Raw genomic sequence first — 15904 nt, 5'->3', positions numbered from 1 at the left:
CGTCCGCCGCCGCCCGCCGCGTTCCGCCACCACCAACGGGGATCGCACTCGCCCCGACCCGCCGCGACGGCCCGCCGCCCGGACGGGGCCGGGGCGTACGACAAAGACCCGCCGACCGCCAGCCGGATGGAGAAACGCATATGGCACGCCGTTCCGACGTGATGGACACCATCGTCAACCTCGCCAAGCGGCGGGGCCTGGTCTACCCGTCGAGCGAGATCTACGGCGGGCTGCGCGCCTCCTGGGACTACGGCCCGCTCGGCGTCGAGCTGAAGAACAACGTCAAGCGCCAGTGGTGGAAGGCCATGGTGCAGGGCCGCGAGGACGTCGTCGGCCTTGACTCCTGCGTGATCCTGGCCCGCGAGGTGTGGGAGGCCAGCGGCCACGTGCAGGCGTTCGTCGACCCGCTCACCGAGTGCCAGTCGTGCCACAAGCGCTTCCGGGCCGACCACCTGGAGGAGGCCTACCAGGACAAGCACGGCAGGGTCCCGGAGGGCGGCCTGTCCGACGTGACCTGCCCCAACTGCGGGGTCAAGGGCTCGTTCACCGCGCCGCGCATGTTCAACGGGCTGCTCAAGACCTACCTCGGCCCGGTCGAGGACGAGTCCGGCCTGGCCTACCTGCGGCCCGAGACCGCCCAGGGCATCTTCATCAACTACCTCAACGTCCAGCAGTCGGCGCGGCGCAAGGTGCCGTTCGGCATCGGCCAGATCGGCAAGTCGTTCCGCAACGAGATCACGCCGGGCAACTTCATCTTCCGGACCCGCGAGTTCGAGCAGATGGAGATGGAGTTCTTCGTCCGTCCCGGCACCGACGAGGACTGGCACCAGTACTGGATCGACGAGCGGATGCGCTGGTACACCGACCTCGGCATCCGCAAGGAGAACCTGCGGCTGTACGAGCACCCGCAGGAGAAGCTGTCGCACTACTCCAAGCGCACCGTCGACATCGAGTACCGGTTCGACTTCGTCGGCGGCGAGTGGGGCGAGCTGGAGGGCATCGCCAACCGCACCGACTACGACCTGAGCACCCACTCCAAGGCCTCCGGCGCCGACCTGTCGTTCTTCGACCAGGAGGCCGGGGAGCGGTTCATCCCGTACGTGATCGAGCCCGCGGCGGGCGTCGACCGCTGCACGCTGACGTTCATGATGGACGCCTACGCCGAGGACGAGGCGCCCAACGCCAAGGGCAAGCTGGAGAAGCGCACCGTGATGCGGCTGGACCGGCGGCTGGCCCCGGTCAAGGCCGCGGTGCTGCCGCTGTCGCGCAACGCCGACCTGTCCCCGAAGGCCCGCGACCTGGCCGCGCGGCTGCGCCGGCACTGGAACGTGGAGTTCGACGACGCCGGCGCGATCGGCCGCCGCTACCGCCGTCAGGACGAGATCGGCACGCCGTTCTGCATCACCGTCGACTTCGACACCCTCGACGACGACGCGGTGACGGTGCGCGAGCGCGACTCGATGAACCAGGAGCGCATCGCGATCTCGCAGGTCGAGTCGTTCCTGGCCGCGCAGCTGGTCGGCTGCTGACGGCCGGAGCCGCGACGCGGACGCGCCGGACGCGCCGGACGCGCCGCACGCGCCGGGCGTCCGGGAACGGCGGCGGGGCCGCGCCCTCGGTGGGGGAGGGCGCGGCCCCGCGTCGTGTCCGGGATCACCCGGTCCGGATCACTGGGTGACGTACAGCTTCTGGTCGTAGGTGCCCGACCCGGCGGTGGTCTCGCCGAGCAGCTTGTAGTTGGCGGTGACCGTCGCGGTGGACGGGCAGAGGAAGTTGCTGCCGCTGCTGATCTTGTTGACTGTGGCGTTCCGCACGCCGACCTGCGCCTCGGCCACGGTGGTGTCGCCACGGGCGGGGTTGTCGGGGTTGAAGCCGTTGGCGGTCAGGTTGCCGCCGTAGATGCAGGTGATCCCGCCGAAGATGTTCACCACCGCGCGGACGCGGAAGTTGGCGATGGTGACCGCGGCGTCGCGGCCGCCGGTGTGCGCGGTGTCGTAGACCACGCTGCCGCCGGACCACGGGAAGTTCTCCGGCGTGATGGTGGAGGAGATGGAGCCGCTGCAGGGGCCGCCGTCAGTGGCGAAGCTCGCCGAGTTGATGGCCAGGCCGGTGCCGTTGGACTGGATCGACCCGGTCATCGTCGACTGGTTGCAGCTGCCCGTGCCCAGGGACGTGGTGACCGAGGCGGTCCCGAGCAGGGACGCCCGGACGTTGCCGGAGTAGGGCGCGGCGGCGGCGGAGCCCTTGCGGATGGTGGTCGTCGCGGCGGACGCCGTGGGGACGGCGAGGGCGAGGGCGGCCAGGGACGCGACACCGAGGACCGCGGTCCGTCTGAGATGCACCACCGGACTTGCTCCTTCCGGTTGCGGGGGGTGGGTGAACGCGAGAGTAATTCGCCTTTTGCAACCGGGCAATGACCTCTTTCATGGACAAAGTGGCCGAAACGGGACACCGGCCGGTTCACGTAAGGTAAGGGGGAACCCAGACAAACCGGCGGAAGGGGGAGCGTGCGCGGGCGACGTCGTGTGCCGGTGTCGCCGGCGGCGTTCCTGATCTTCCTGGCCGCCCTCTTCGGGCTGGTCTACGAGGCGGGCGGCACCGGCTCCGCCCCACCGGCCCCGCACCACGTCGCCGCCGCCGCGCAGCGTCCCGTCATCGTCGCCGCGGCGGCGGTCGCCGAGCACGCCCCGTCGAGCCGGGCCGAGACCGGTGCGGTCTTCCTCGTCAACCACACCCAGGCCGCGAGCGCGTCCGTGGACCGTCCGGCGCCGCCGAGCACGGCGCCCCTGGCGACCACGCCGCCCGCGGACGACCCGGCCCTCCTGACGCGCCGCGGACGACCCGTCCTCCCGCCCGACTCCGGGGCCCCTCCCGATCGGCTGCCCGCGCACGACCGTCCGGCGCGGGCACCACCCTCCGACACGGGGTTTTAAAGATTCTTTTCCGTCCGGTCGCCTTGGGCGCCGGATCGCCGCGGTATGCCCTCACATCCGGGGCGGCCGCGGCCGTGAAAAACCCCTGGAGGCTCTCATTTCTCTTGCCCAAGCTCTCATCGCACTGGGCGGGGCGTTCCTGGCGGCAGGCGTGCTGGCGCGCGTCGGAGTGCGGATCGGCCTGCCCACCATCCCGCTGTTCATGCTCGCCGGGATCCTGTTCGGCCCGCACACCCCGGGCCTGGCACTGTTCGAGAACCCCGCCGACCTGAAACTGGTCTCCGCCCTCGGCCTGGTGTTCCTGCTGTTCTACCTGGGCCTCGAGTTCCACCTGGACGACCTGGTCCAGGGCGGCGGGCGCCTGGTCGCCGCGGGCGCCCTGTACCTGCTGCTCAACGTCGGCGGCGGGCTGGCGTTCGGGTTCGTGCTCGGCTGGGGCGGCGCCGAGGCGTTCGTGCTGGCCGGCGTGATCGGCATCTCCTCGTCCGCCATCGTCACCAAGCTGCTGGTGGACCTGGGCCGGCTCGGCAACCCCGAGACCAAGCTCGTGTTCGGCCTCATCGTGGTCGACGACATGTTCCTGGCCCTGTACCTGGCGGCGATCCAGCCGATCCTGGCCGGCGCGCGCGACCTGGCGACGGCGGCCCTGGCCTTCGGCAAGGCGCTGGCGTTCCTGCTGGTGCTGTTCGCGGTGGCCCGCTGGGGCGCCCGCTGGGTCGGCCGCCTGGTCGACATCAAGGACGACGAACTGCTCGTCGTCACCTTCGTCGGCTGCGCGGTGCTGACCGCCGGGATCGCCGAGGAGTTCGGCGTCTCCGACGCGATCGGCGCGTTCATGATCGGCCTGGTGCTGGGCGCCACCCGCTCCGCCGAGCGCATCCGCGGCCTGCTGCACCCGCTGCGGGACGCCTTCGCCGCGATCTTCTTCTTCTCCTTCGGGCTGTCCATCGACCCCGGGGACGTGGCGTCGGTGGCGCTGCCGGTGGCGATCGCGGTGCTGCTCACCGTGCTGTTCAACTGCGTCGCCGGGCTGCTGGCCGGACGGCTGCACGGCTTCGACCGCGAACGCTCGACGAACGTGGCGCTGACCATCCTGTCGCGCGGCGAGTTCGCCCTGGTGCTGGCCGCGCTGGCGGCCGGGGCCGGGCTGGACCCCCGCCTGGCGCCGTTCATCGCCGCCTACGTTCTGGTGCTGGCCATCACCGGTCCGCTGGTCGCCACCCGCTCCGAGCGGCTGGCCCGGCTGCTGCCCGAGCGGTGGTTCCCCGCCCGGCCCGCCCCCGAACCGGCCGCGAAATGATCCGGGAGGACCCGTGCGGCGTCGTTCCCGCGACCGGCCCGATGGGTTAACGTGGCCGGACCGGGGACCGGCCCGAAGGCCGGTCCGAGAGCATGCCCAGGGGCCTCGCCCAGCCACCGCCGACGGGAGGAGACGCGCGTGCGCCGCTATGCTCCCCTGTCCGACGAGCGCGGACGGCTGTCGCGGTTCCTGGTCGTCGCCCTGGGCCTGCTCGGACTCGTCGTCACCCCGGCGGCCGCGGGCGCCGCTCCCGCGGCCGCCGGGGCGAGTCCCGTCATCCGCAGCGGGCCGTCCGGGCCGCCCGGGGCACCCGGCGGGGCCGGGCCCGGCGGTACGGTCCGCGGCAGATCGTCGGCCGCTCCGGCCGCGGCCGCCCGGCACACCCGGCAGTGCGCCGTCCACGGCTGCCCCCGCGCCCGCGAAGCGGCGGCCGCCGCACGTGACCTCGGCGCACCGCATTCCGGGGCGCCCCTGGCGGCCGTCCTGCCGGACGCCCTCGCGCCCGGCCCGCGGCCGCGGGCCGGCGCACGTCCCTCCGAGCGGGCGCCGCGCGCGACGTCCGCCTGGGGATCGGCCGCACGCGGCCGCGCCCCTCCGTCCTCCACGACGACCCAGCTGACCTGACCTGACGACCGGCGCACGCCGGTGCTCCGCGGCCCCACCACGGGCGGGCGCCGCACTCCTCGTGGAGGTATTCCCTTGTCTCGCGCCAACGCGGTGCGGGCACTGCTGTCTGTCGCCGTGCTCGCCGCGTCGTTGTTCTTCGCTCTTACTGAACCCGCCCGCCTCGGCCTGGACCTTCGCGGCGGCACCCAGATCGTGCTGGAGACCCAGGACTCGCCGCAGGCCAAGGCCAACGCCGAGTCCACCGACCGGGCCCGCCAGGTGCTCGAACGCCGCGTCAACGCCCTCGGCGTGGCCGAGTCGTCGCTCACCCGGTCGGGGGACCGGCGCATCATCGTCGAGCTGCCCGACGTGCAGGACCCCACCCAGGCGGCCGAGGTCATCGGCAAGACCGCGCAGCTCACCGCCCACCCCGTCCGCGTCAACGACGGCAGCCCCGGCAAGGACGAACGGCTGCTGCCCGACGAGCAGGGCGGGCAGATCCTCGTCGGCCCCGCCGCCCTGACCGGCGACGGCATCGGAACGGCCGAGGCCGGATTCGACACCCAGAACCTCGGCGGCTGGTACGTCACCGTCAAGTTCCGCGGCAGCGGCGGCGGCACCTGGGAGCGCATCACCGCCCGGGCCGCCTGCGCCACCGGGGACGAACGCCGCATCGCCTTCGTCCTGGACGGCCGGGTCATCTCGTCCCCGCAGGTCACCACGGACGTGCCGTGCAACGTGGGGATCACCGGCGGCTCCACCCAGATCACCGGGGACTTCACCGCCGACGAGGCCCGCGACCTGGCCGCCCTCATCCAGGGCGGCTCGCTGCCCGTCCCCGTGAAGATCATCGAGCAGCGGGTGGTCGGCCCGACCCTGGGGGACGCGGCGATCGAGGCGAGCTGGAAGGCCGCCGTCATCGGCGTCGCGCTCACCGGCCTGTTCATCATCGCCGTCTACCGGCTGGTCGGCGCGCTGGCCGCCGTCGCGCTGGCCTGCTACGCCCTGATCTCCTACGCCGCGCTGGTCATGATGGGCGCGACGCTCACCCTGCCCGGACTCGCCGGATTCGTGCTCGCGGTCGGCATGGCCATCGACGCCAACGTGCTGGCCTTCGAACGGGCCCGTGAGGAATACCGGGCGGCGCCCCGGCGCGGCGTTCGCGCCGCCCTGTCCACCGGCTTCGACAAGGCCTGGTCGGCGATCGCCGACTCCAACGTCACCACCCTGCTGGCCGCCGGGCTGCTGTTCTTCCTGGCGTCCGGCCCGGTGCGCGGCTTCGGCGTCACCCTCACCATCGGTGTGCTGGCCTCGATGGTGTCGGCGATGCTGCTCAGCCGTTTCCTCACCGAGTCGGCCGTCGCCCGCCGGATGATCGCCCGCCGCCCGGGGCTGACCGGCCTCGGCGCCGTCGGCCGCCTGCGCGCCTGGCTGGACCGCCGCGACCCGGACCTGATGCGGCACCGCCGCCTGTGGCTGGGCATCTCCGCGTTGTCGGTGGCGGTCGCGCTCACCGGGATCTTCGTGCGCGGGCTGAACTTCGGCGTGGAGTTCACCGGCGGCCGGCTGGTGGAGTACTCCACCAGCCGCACGGTCGACATCGACGACGCCCGCGCCGCCGTCTCCTCCGCCGGGTTCCCGCGCGCGGTCGTGCAGACGTCCGGGACCGACGACATCTCCGTGCGCACCGAGAACCTCAGCAACGCCGAGGAGAAGCGGATCCGGGACGCGCTGGCCGCCAAGGGCGGCTCCGTCACCAAGCAGCGCGACGAGCTGATCGGCCCGACCCTGGGCGACGAGCTGCGCCGCAAGGCGCTGATCGCGCTGGCCGTGGCGCTGGTGGTGCAGCTGGCCTACCTGGCGATCCGGTTCCGCTGGACGTTCGGGGCGGGCGCGGTGCTGGCGATGTTCCACGACATCATCGTGGTGACCGGGGTGTTCGCCTGGCTCGGCAAGCCGATCGACGGGGTGTTCCTGGCCGCCCTGCTGACGATCATCGGGTACTCGGTGAACGACTCGGTCGTGGTGTTCGACCGCGTCCGGGAGCTGTGGCGCAACGACCCCAAGGCGCCGTTCGCCCGCCTCGCCGCCCGGGGCGCCCTGCAGACCGTGCCCCGCACCGTCAACACCGGCATGGGCGCGATCTTCATCCTGGCCGCGCTGGCGCTGCTGGGCGGCGACTCGCTCACCGACTTCGCCATCGCCCTGCTGGTCGGCATCATCGTCGGCACGTTCTCCAGCGTGTTCACCGCCACGCCGCTGGCGATCGTGTTCGAAGGGCGGAGCAGCACTCCGGCGCCCCGGTCCAAGGCACCGCGCCGTCCCGCCCGCCAGTCCGGCGACTCGGGCGCCGTCGTCTAGGTCCGTCGTCGTTCAGGTTCGTCGTCCACCCGGCGCCCCTCCGCGGGCCGCCGGGTGGACACCTGGACCTGCTGACGCTCTACGTCATTCAAGCCGAAGATCGCCGACGATCTGTTCGCCTCTGAAACGGACGGTGACTGCCGGCGTCGGCATCGTCCCTTGACCGTGGCCCGGATCGGGGGTTCGAGTCCCGGGCCACGGCGTCGGTGTCAGGCCAGCGGTGGCTGGCGCTCGTGGTCCTCGGCGCGGATCACCTGCATCACGGCGTTGATCAGCGCCAGGTGGGTGAACGCCTGGGGGAAGTTGCCCAGGTGGCGGCCGGTGTGCGGATCGATCTCCTCGGCGTACAGCTGCAGCGGGCTGGCGTAGGAGAGCAGCTTCTCGCACAGGGCCTTGGCGCGTTCCAGCTCCCCGATCATCACCAGCGCGCTGACCAGCCAGAACGAGCAGATGGTGAACGTGCCCTCGTCGGAGGAGAACCCGTCGTCGGTCTCCGCCGGACGGTAGCGCAGCACCAGGTCGTCCTCGGACAGCTCGTCGGCGATGGCCAGCACCGTCTCGCGCACGCGCTTGTCGTCGGCGGGCAGGAAGCCCAGCAGCGGGATCAGCAGCGACGAGGCGTCCAGGGCGGTGGCGCCGTAGTGGGCGGTGAACACCCCGCGCTCGTCCAGGGCGTTGGCCAGCACGTCGGCGTGGATCTCGTCGGCCGCCCGCTGCCAGCGCTCGGCCATGGCGAAGTCGCCGCGGATGCGCGCCAGCCGGGCGCCGCGGTCGGCCGCCACCCAGCAGAACACCTTGGAGGAGGTGAAGTGCTGCGGCTCGCCGCGCACCTCCCACATGCCGCAGTCCGGCAGCCGCCAGTTGGCCAGCGCGTCCTCGACCTGCTTGACGACGATCTTCCACAGCCGGTCGTCCAGCCGGTCCCGCTTGCGCACGAACAGGTAGATGGAGCCGATGATCGCGCCCCACACGTCGTGCTGGGCCTGCATGTACGCCTCGTTGCCGATGCGCACCGGACGGGCGTTGTCGTAGCCGGACAGGTGGTCGAGCGTGGACTCGGGCAGCTCCTCGCGGCCGTCCAGCCCGTACATGATCTGCAGCTTGCCCTCGGCGGCCTCGGCCACGTCGGTGATGAAGTAGAAGAAGTCGTTGGCCTCCCAGTCGTACCCGAGGGTGTAGAAGGCCCACAGCGCCATCGTCGAGTCGCGGATCCAGGTGTAGCGGTAGTCCCAGTTGCGGTCGCCGCCCGGGCTCTCCGGCAGGGACGTGGTCGCCGCGGCCGCCACCGCCCCCGAGGGCGCGAACGTCAGGCCCTTGAGGGTGAGGGCGCTGCGCTGCAGGTGGCTGCGCCAGGGGTGGTCGGGGAAGCGGCCGCGGTCCAGCCAGTGCTGCCAGTGGTGCACCGTCCAGACCAGGCGCTCCTGCGCCTCCTCGTAGCTGTGCGGGGGCTCGTGCTCGCTCCACGACAGCGCCACGAACCGCGCGTCGCCCTGCTTGAGCAGGGTGCGGGCGGTGGCCAGCGAACCTTCGAAGCCGATGTTCATGTCGCTGGTCAGGCGCAGCGACACGCCGTTGCCGCGCGCGACGGCCTCGTGGTAGCCGAGGCCGTTGTGCGACCACTGGGCGGGGGCGCGCCCGTAGTCGAACACGGGCATGCAGTCCAGCCGCACCTGCACCTGCCCGTTGACGCAGCGCACCATGCGCAGCAGCACGTGGTCGGCGTCGTAGTCGGTGGGGGCGCGCCGGTGGGTGTGCGAGCGCTCGTTCTCGTGGTGCCAGGGGCCCATGAGCAGCGCGTCGGTGACCACCAGCCAGCCGCCGTGGACCCACCAGGTCGTCTCCAGCACCATGGTGCCGGGGATGTAGCGCTGCGCGGCGGGCACCTCCACGCCCGCGGGGCCGACCCGGAAGTATCCGGCGTCGCGGTCCAGTATCGAGCCGAACACGCTCGGCGAGTCCATCCGGGGCAGGCACATCCATTCGATGTTGCCGCTCGGCGCGACCAGGGCGGTCGTCTCGCAGTCGGACAGGAACCCGAAGTCGGCTATCGGGGCGAACGGGTCTCCCGCCCGGCCACCGGCGACCATCGGCCTCACAACCTCACCTCCTCTTTCCATGATTCCCTCTCGCTTGCGGTGCGTAGACCATGTGACGGCCGTGTTTCCTTGGTTGTGTGTCTGGAATGTCCTTATTGGAATAGACCATTGTGACCGGCTCCACCTGCGCAAACGCACGCAGCGTAACGGAGTGACGAGCGTGCGCGTCCATCGCGGGTACAGTCCCGGCAAACAGGGCGGCGTGCCTCATATCGGTGGTGCCCGGGTCCGTTCCCGGCCACGGTGAGCCCGCCGCCCGCCACCTGGCCGCGCGCCACGCGGCAGGACCGGACCGCGAAGGAGGGCCCCGTGCCGAAGCTGGTGTACGACTTCACCGAAGGCAACAAGGACCTGCGGGATCTGCTGGGAGGCAAGGGCGCCAACCTCGCCGAGATGACCAATCTCGGCCTGCCCGTGCCGCCGGGGTTCACCATCACCACCGAGGCGTGCCGGCACTACCTGGAGCACGGGACCCTGCCCGGCGGGCTGGCCGAGGAGATCGGCCGCCACCTGTCGGCGCTGGAGGACGCCATGGGCAAGCGGCTCGGCCAGCCCGACGACCCGCTGCTGGTCAGCGTACGGTCCGGGGCCAAGTACAGCATGCCGGGGATGATGGAGACCGTCCTGAACATCGGCCTCAACGACGAGTCCGTGGCGGGGCTCGCGGCCCAGGCGGGCGACGAGCGCTTCGCCTGGGACTCCTACCGGCGGCTCATCCAGATGTTCGGCAAGACCGTGCTGGGCGTCGACGGGGACCTGTTCGAGGACGCCGTCGAGGCCGCCAAGAAGGCCAAGGGCACCGACGAGGACGTCGACCTGGACGCGGGCGACCTGCGCGGCCTGGTCGGCACGTTCAAGGAGATCGTCCGCGAGCACGCCGGACGCGACTTCCCCGCCGACCCGCGCGAGCAGATGGACCTGGCGATCAAGGCGGTGTTCGAGTCGTGGAACGCGCCCCGCGCCATCCTGTACCGGCGCCAGGAGCGCATCCCCGCCGACCTCGGCACCGCCGTCAACGTGGTCGCCATGGTGTTCGGCAACATGGGCATGGACTCGGGCACCGGCGTCGCCTTCACCCGCGACCCCGCGTCCGGCCGCCAGGGCGTCTACGGCGACTACCTGCGGAACGCCCAGGGCGAGGACGTGGTCGCCGGGATCCGCAACACCGTGCCGCTGACCGAGCTGGAGCGCATCGACCCCGGCTCCTACGCCGAGCTCCTGCGGATCATGGAGACGCTGGAGAACCACTACCGCGACATGTGCGACATCGAGTTCACGATCGAGCGCGGCAAGCTGTGGATGCTCCAGACCCGGGTGGGCAAGCGCACCGCCGCCGCCGCGTTCCGCATCGCCTGCCAGCTGCTCGACCAGGGGCTCATCGACGACGACGAGGCCGCGGCGCGCGTCACCGGCGACCAGCTCGCCCAGCTGATGTTCCCCCGCTTCGACGAGGCGCAGGCCGACGGGAGCAAGCTGCTGACCACCGGCATGAACGCCTCGCCCGGCGCCGCCGTCGGCAAGGCCGTCTTCTCCTCCGAGCGGGCCGTGGAACTGGCCGAGCAGGGCGAGGACGTCATCCTGGTACGGCGCGAGACCAACCCCGACGACCTGGCCGGGATGGTCGCGGCCAGGGGCGTGCTCACCTCCCGCGGCGGCAAGACCTCGCACGCCGCCGTCGTGGCCCGCGGCATGGGCAAGACGTGCGTGTGCGGCGCCGAGGAGCTGGACGTCGACGTCCGGGCCGCCCGCTTCACCGCGCCCGGCGGCGTGACGGTCCAGGAGGGCGAGGTCATCTCCATCGACGGCACCAGCGGCAAGGTCTACCTGGGCGAGGTGCCGGTCGAGGACTCCCCGGTGGTGCGGTACTTCGAGGGCACCCTCAGCCCCGGCGAGGCCGCCGCCGAGGACGGCGACGAGCTCGTCCACGCCGTGCACCGGATCATGAAGCACGCCGACGCGCGGGCGCGCATGGGCGTGCGCGCCAACGCCGACACGCCCGAGGACGCCGCGCGGGCCCGCCGCTTCGGCGCGGCCGGCATCGGGCTGTGCCGCACCGAGCACATGTTCCTCGGCGACCGCCGCCGCCTGGTGGAACAGCTGATCCTGGCCGAGACCGAGGACGAGCGGCGCGCCGCCCTGGAGGCGCTGGAACCGCTCCAGCGCGCCGACTTCGAGGGCATCCTCGAAGCCATGGACGGGCTGCCGGTCACGATCCGGCTCATCGACCCCCCGTTGCACGAGTTCCTCCCCGACCTCACCGAGCTGGCGGTCAAGGTCGCCCTGGCCGGCGGCGACGCCGACCCCCGGGACCGCAGGCTGCTGGAGGCCGTCCGCCGGCTGCACGAAGAGAACCCTATGTTGGGACTGCGGGGCGTGCGCCTGGGTTTGGTGATTCCCGGGCTGTTCGCGATGCAGGTCCGTGCGATCGCCCACGCGGCCGCGCGGCGGCGCGCCGCGGGCGGCGACCCGCGGCCGGAGGTCATGATCCCGCTGGTGGGCGCCGTCCAGGAGCTGGAGGCGGTGCGCGACGAGGCCCGCCGGGTGCTGGCCGAGGTGCGCGAGGACACCGGCGTGGACGTGCCCGCGCTGGTCGGCACCATGATCGAGCTGCCCCGGGCGGCGCTGACCGCCGGGCAGATCGCCGAGGCCGCCGAGTTCTTCTCCTTCGGCACCAACGACCTCACCCAGACCACCTGGGGCTTCTCCCGCGACGACGTGGAGGCCGCGTTCTTCGGCCGCTACCTGGAGCTGGGCATCTTCGGCGTCTCCCCGTTCGAGACGCTGGACCGCGAGGGGGTCGGACGGCTGGTGCGCATCGCCGTCGAGGAGGGCCGCGCCACCCGGCCCGACCTGAAGCTGGGCATCTGCGGCGAGCACGGCGGCGACCCCGAGTCGGTGCACTTCTGCCACGAGGTCGGCCTGGACTACGTGTCCTGCTCGCCGTTCCGCGTCCCGGTGGCGCGGCTGGAGGCGGGACGCGCCGCGATCTCCTCCGCCGGCTCCGACAGCCGCTAGCCGGGCCCGGCAGCCGGGGGACCGGCGGCCGGCGGCCTCGCCCTACCCGGACGCCGGCCGGATCGCCCTGCGGAAACGGCACGGAACGGCGGCGCGCGCCCGGCCGTCTCAACTAACGTGTCGAGTGCGATGACGTTGGAGATGGAGCTGCCCGGCCCCGACGTCCCGGAGGGGCCGGACGACGAGAGCGAGGAGCGCGAGCCCCGCGCCCGCCGCCGCCGCTCCCGCGGGTTCGTGATCACTGTGAGCGTGGTGCTCGGGCTGCTGGCCGTGGCCGTGCTGACGCCGCTGACCGTGGCCTGGCGCGTCTGGTACCAGGCCCGCCAGGACGAGCGGCCGCGCTCCGACGCGATCATCGTGCTCGGCGCGGCGCAGTACAACGGCGTGCCCTCGCCCACCCTGCAGTGGCGGCTGCAGCACGCCCTGGACCTGTACCGCCACGGAGTGGCGCCGGTGATCGTCACCGTGGGCGGCAAGCAGCCCGGCGACAACTACACCGAGGCCGACTCGGGCAGGCGGTGGCTGGTGAACCGCGGCCGGGTGCCCGCCGACCGGGTGGTGTCCGTGCCGTTCGGCAGCGACACGCTGGAGAGCATGAAGGCGGTGGGCCGCGAGTACGAGCGGCGCGGCTGGCACACCGGCGTGATCGTCACCGACCCCTGGCACGGCCTGCGGTCCAAGCGGATGGCGAGCGACAACGGCATCGAGGCGGCCGCGTCCCCGACCCGCAGCGGTCCCAGCGTGCAGACCCGCGACACGCAGTTCCACTACATCGTCCGCGAGACCGGCGGCTACCTGTCGTACGTGCTGTTCGGCAAGAGCGTCGGAGTGCCCAGCGAGACGATCGTGACCACGCCCAGCGGGTGACGGCGCCGCGCGCGGCCTACCCTGGATGGGGCGATGAGGAACTATGCAGATCGCGACCGGGAGCGATGGGCTCCCGAGCCGCCCAAGCGCCGTGACCGCACAGCCTTCGAACGCGACCGGGCCCGGGTGCTGCACAGCGCCGCGCTGCGGCGGCTGGCGGCCAAGACCCAGGTGGCCTCGCCGGGCGCGCACGCCGAGGACCACGTGCAGAGCCTGCGCACCCGGCTGACCCACTCGCTGGAGTGCGCCCAGGTCGGGCGGGAGCTCGGCAAGTCCCTGGGCTGCGACCCCGACCTGGTGGAGACCGCCTGCCTGGCCCACGACATCGGGCACCCGCCCTTCGGGCACAACGGCGAGGCCGCCCTCGACGTGGTCGCCCGCGACTGCGGCGGCTTCGAGGGCAACGCGCAGAGCCTGCGCGTGCTGACCCGGCTGGAGCCCAAGTCGTTCGCGCCCCCGGGCCCGCCCCTGTACGGCCGCAGCGTCGGCCTCAACCTCACCCGCGCCGCCCTGGACGCGGCCATGAAGTACCCGTGGACGCAGGACGAGTCGGTCAACGGCAAGTTCGGCGTCTACCAGGACGACCTCCCCGTGGCGCGGTGGGTGCGCGACGGCGCCCCCGCCGGACGCGCCTGCTTCGAGGCGCAGGTCATGGACTGGAGCGACGACGTCGCGTACTCGGTGCACGACCTGGAGGACGCGCTGGTCGCCGGGCACGTCGACTTCGACCGGCTCGCCGACCCGGCCGAGCGCCGCCTGGTGTGCGCCACCACCCGCAAGCTGTACTGCGAGGACGCCGACCTGAGCGAGCTGGAGGAGCGTTTCGCCGGGCTGCTGGCCGAGCCGTACTGGCCGGACCGTTACGACGGCACCCCCCGCACCCTGGCCGCGCTGAAGAACCTCACCAGCACGCTGATCGGCCGGTTCTGCGTGGCCGCCGAGGACGCCACCCGCGCCGCCCACGGCGACCGTCCGCTGACCCGGTACGGGGCCGACCTGATCGTGCCGCGCGCGCAGCGGCTGGAGTGCGCGCTGCTCAAGGGCGTCACCGCGCACTACGTGTGGATCAGCCACGAGGCCGTCCGGGCCCGCCAGCGCGAGCTGATCACCGAGCTGGCCGAGCTGGTGCTGCGCGGCGCGCCCGGCACGCTCGACCCGGCGTTCCGCGCCGCCTTCGTCGAGGCGGCCGACGACGCGGCCCGGCTGCGCGCCGTCGTCGACCAGATCGCCTCCCTGACCGACACCTCCGCGATCGCGCGGCACAGGTCGCTGTCCGGACGCGGCGAGTAGCGCAGGACGGACGGCGTCCAGCGGCACTCGGCGGCAAAAAGGGCGAAACGGTCGGTTCTTCGTCGCGTGGATTCTTCCTTGGGATACCGGCGGGTGGCCCTTGTCTCGTTCGGGGCACAGCAGTAAGGACGTAAGTAGACGCCCACGCGCAGGAGGTCGCCATGCCCGAGGAGACCATCGTCATCGTCGGCGCGAGCCTGGCCGGTGCCAAGGCCGCCGAGACGCTGCGGGGGGAGGGGTACCGGGGACGCGTGGTGCTCATCGGCGAGGAGATCGAGCGTCCCTACGAGCGGCCGCCCCTGTCCAAGGGCTTCCTGCTCGGCCAGGAGCCGAGGGAGAAGACGCACGTCCACGAGCGCGAGTGGTACGAGCACAACGGGGTGGAGCTCAGGCTGGGCATGGCGGCCACCGCGGTCGACCCGTCCCGGCACCGGGTGACGCTGGCCAGCGGCGAGGAGATCGGCTACGACCGGCTGCTGCTGGCCACCGGGGCGTCCCCGCGCAGGCTGGAGGTGCCCGGATCCCGGTTGCAGGGCCTGTACTACCTGCGGTCGCTGGCCGACGCGGCGGCGCTGCGCGAGGCGATCGCCCCGGGCGGGCGCCGCGTGGTGGTGGCGGGCGCGGGGTGGATCGGCCTGGAGACGGCGGCCGCGGCCCGCGCCTACGGCAACGACGTCACCGTGATCGAGCCGGAGCCGACGCCGCTGCACGCCGCGGTCGGCCCCGAGGTGGGCGGGCTGTTCGCCGACCTGCACCGCAGGCACGGCGTCATCCTGCGGCTGGACGAGGGCGTGGCGGGGTTCTGGGGCGCCGGGCAGGTGTCGGCGGTGGTGACCTCGGGCGGCGCGGAGATCCCCGCGGACGTGGTGATCGTCGGCATCGGCGTGCGGCCCAACACGGCGCTGGCCGAGCGCGCCGGCCTGGAGGTGTCGGACGGCGTGCTGGTCGACCAGTCGCTGCGCACGTCCGACCCCGACATCTTCGCCGCCGGGGACGTGGCCGCGGCCTACCATCCGCTCCTCGGCCGCCGGCTGCGCGTGGAGCACTGGGCCAACGCGCTCAACGGCGGTCCGGCCGCGGCGCGGGCCATGCTCGGGCAGGAGGTGTCCTACGACCGCGTCCCCTACTTCTTCACCGACCAGTACGAGCTGGGCATGGAGCTGTCCGGCGTGGCCGCGCCCGGAGAGTACGACGAGGTGGTCTACCGGGGCGACGTGGCGGGGCTGGAGTTCATGGCGTTCTGGCTCGCCGGCGGCCGCGTCGTCGCCGGGATGAACGTCAACGTGTGGGACGTCACGCGGGACGTCCAGGCGCTGATCCGGTCCGGCGAGCCGGTCGACCGGGCCCGGCTGGCCGACCCCAAGGTGCCCCTGGCGGAGCTGCTGTAGCGCCGTTCCGGCGCGGTGGCGGGGCCGTTCCGGCGCGGTGGCGGGGCC

11 protein-coding genes are annotated in these 15904 nt (G+C 72.6%); 9 read left to right on the top strand and 2 right to left on the bottom strand.

The genetic code is table 11. The features are described from left to right. Positions 1-140: 140 nt before the first annotated feature. Positions 141-1529, top strand: coding sequence for a glycine--tRNA ligase (locus ABZ801_RS08030; protein WP_360694369.1), 1389 nt, complete (start codon positions 141-143; stop codon positions 1527-1529). A gap of 138 nt (positions 1530-1667) precedes the next feature. Here ABZ801_RS08030 and ABZ801_RS08025 read toward each other — a convergent pair whose 3' ends face one another. Beyond that, positions 1668-2345 carry a hypothetical protein gene (locus tag ABZ801_RS08025; RefSeq protein ID WP_344950100.1) on the bottom strand — a complete coding sequence of 226 codons (678 nt, stop codon included), beginning with the start codon at positions 2343-2345 and terminating at the stop codon, positions 1668-1670. Positions 2346-2507: 162 nt separating this feature from the next. Between ABZ801_RS08025 and ABZ801_RS08020 the strand changes: the two genes are divergently transcribed. From ABZ801_RS08020 to secD, 4 genes are all read left to right on the top strand, one after another. Then, a complete protein-coding gene (locus tag ABZ801_RS08020; RefSeq protein WP_360694366.1) occupies positions 2508-2933 on the top strand; it encodes a hypothetical protein in 426 nt (141 codons plus the stop codon). 151 nt (positions 2934-3084) lie between these two features. Beyond that, complete coding sequence (locus tag ABZ801_RS08015; RefSeq protein WP_360694363.1) at positions 3085-4233, top strand: cation:proton antiporter; 1149 nt, start codon at positions 3085-3087, stop codon at positions 4231-4233. A 138-nt stretch (positions 4234-4371) separates the two neighbouring features. Then, positions 4372-4857 carry a hypothetical protein gene (locus ABZ801_RS08010; RefSeq protein WP_360694360.1) on the top strand — a complete coding sequence of 162 codons (486 nt, stop codon included), beginning with the start codon at positions 4372-4374 and terminating at the stop codon, positions 4855-4857. Positions 4858-4932: 75 nt separating this feature from the next. Continuing rightward, positions 4933-7200 carry a protein translocase subunit SecD gene (secD, locus tag ABZ801_RS08005; RefSeq protein ID WP_360694357.1) on the top strand — a complete coding sequence of 756 codons (2268 nt, stop codon included), beginning with the start codon at positions 4933-4935 and terminating at the stop codon, positions 7198-7200. A 209-nt stretch (positions 7201-7409) separates the two neighbouring features. On the opposite strand, the gene ABZ801_RS08000 is transcribed toward secD, so the two are convergent. Further along, entirely contained in the window at positions 7410-9287 is a 1878-nt protein-coding gene (locus tag ABZ801_RS08000; RefSeq protein WP_360695663.1) for a glycoside hydrolase family 15 protein, read from the bottom strand. A 318-nt stretch (positions 9288-9605) separates the two neighbouring features. Between ABZ801_RS08000 and ppdK the strand changes: the two genes are divergently transcribed. From ppdK to ABZ801_RS07980, 4 genes are all read left to right on the top strand, one after another. After that, positions 9606-12311 carry a pyruvate, phosphate dikinase gene (gene ppdK / locus ABZ801_RS07995; protein WP_360694354.1) on the top strand — a complete coding sequence of 902 codons (2706 nt, stop codon included), beginning with the start codon at positions 9606-9608 and terminating at the stop codon, positions 12309-12311. Positions 12312-12440: 129 nt separating this feature from the next. Then, on the top strand, positions 12441-13178 hold the full coding sequence (locus ABZ801_RS07990; protein WP_360694352.1) for a YdcF family protein: 738 nt from the start codon (positions 12441-12443) through the stop codon (positions 13176-13178). Positions 13179-13211: 33 nt separating this feature from the next. Next, positions 13212-14468 carry a deoxyguanosinetriphosphate triphosphohydrolase gene (locus ABZ801_RS07985; protein WP_360694349.1) on the top strand — a complete coding sequence of 419 codons (1257 nt, stop codon included), beginning with the start codon at positions 13212-13214 and terminating at the stop codon, positions 14466-14468. 161 nt (positions 14469-14629) lie between these two features. Continuing rightward, positions 14630-15856 carry an FAD-dependent oxidoreductase gene (locus tag ABZ801_RS07980; RefSeq protein WP_360694346.1) on the top strand — a complete coding sequence of 409 codons (1227 nt, stop codon included), beginning with the start codon at positions 14630-14632 and terminating at the stop codon, positions 15854-15856. Positions 15857-15904: the final 48 nt, after the last annotated feature.

The organism is Actinomadura sp. NPDC047616, from assembly GCF_040642915.1.
Taxonomy (GTDB): domain Bacteria; phylum Actinomycetota; class Actinomycetes; order Streptosporangiales; family Streptosporangiaceae; genus Spirillospora; species Spirillospora miaoliensis.
This window is presented reverse-complemented; position numbering and strand designations above follow the sequence as displayed.